Here is a 756-nt window from a genome sequence, read left to right as displayed (position 1 = left end):
CAACAAAAAACCGCCAAAGGGCGGTTGCTTAAAATATATGGGTGGTTAGATAGCTTTTGATAATTGTGTGCGCATTGTGTTAATAAATATTGCACCCATGCTGCCACTAAACAGCATTGACTGAATTTTATTGATTTGACTTTGGTCTAGCCAAGTCCAGCTATTGGGTGCAAGGTAATGAAAAGCCAGAATTAAAAACGCAACTATAAAAATAGACGCAATAATGTATGTTACAACAATGACAACATGACCATAGGCTTTTAACCAACCTTTGTCATTGTTGAGCTTGATTGTGTCCAATTCACCCCATTGTTTTTCTTCTTTGCTGGATAGAGACGCCCAAGGCGGGGGAGTTTGAGGCGTTGGAATGTTATCAGTGTCTGCCATGTGCTACCAATTCTTGATAATGTTTTTTTATCATTTCATCGTCAATCGGCATATTGACACCAAGATTATAGACTTGAGACCAGGGTGTGCCTGGTTTATGTGTCAAATAAGACAAAGTGATACCATCCAAATCTTGATATTTGTCCAAGACTTTTTCTACCAGCTGCTTGTCATCAAAAGCAATATCGATGTCTTGACTGTCACCAATCACACTAAAAGGAATTGGATTTCTGCCGTATTCTTTTGTAGCATGATATAGCTTAGGAATTACTGGACCGTATTTCCATGCCTCAATGTCATTGTAGAACAATGGTTTATTGCGAATGGCTAAGCTAAAACCATGGGTGATATAAGTCAGTTTTACTAACT

The 756-nt window shown here is 38.4% G+C and carries 2 protein-coding genes; both read right to left on the bottom strand.

From position 1 onward, the window contains the following. Positions 1 to 45: 45 nt before the first annotated feature. The gene (locus B0181_RS09905; RefSeq protein WP_078277342.1) at positions 46 to 387 is read right to left on the bottom strand and encodes a hypothetical protein; all 342 of its coding nucleotides are present in this window, start codon (positions 385 to 387) and stop codon (positions 46 to 48) included. Continuing rightward, positions 374 to 756 (bottom strand): Panacea domain-containing protein (locus B0181_RS09900; RefSeq protein ID WP_078277341.1); only part of this gene is annotated, 383 nt, incomplete at its 5' end. The genes B0181_RS09900 and B0181_RS09905, both read right to left, overlap by 14 nt.

It is taken from the genome of Moraxella caviae (assembly GCF_002014985.1).
Taxonomy (GTDB): domain Bacteria; phylum Pseudomonadota; class Gammaproteobacteria; order Pseudomonadales; family Moraxellaceae; genus Moraxella; species Moraxella caviae.
This window is presented reverse-complemented; position numbering and strand designations above follow the sequence as displayed.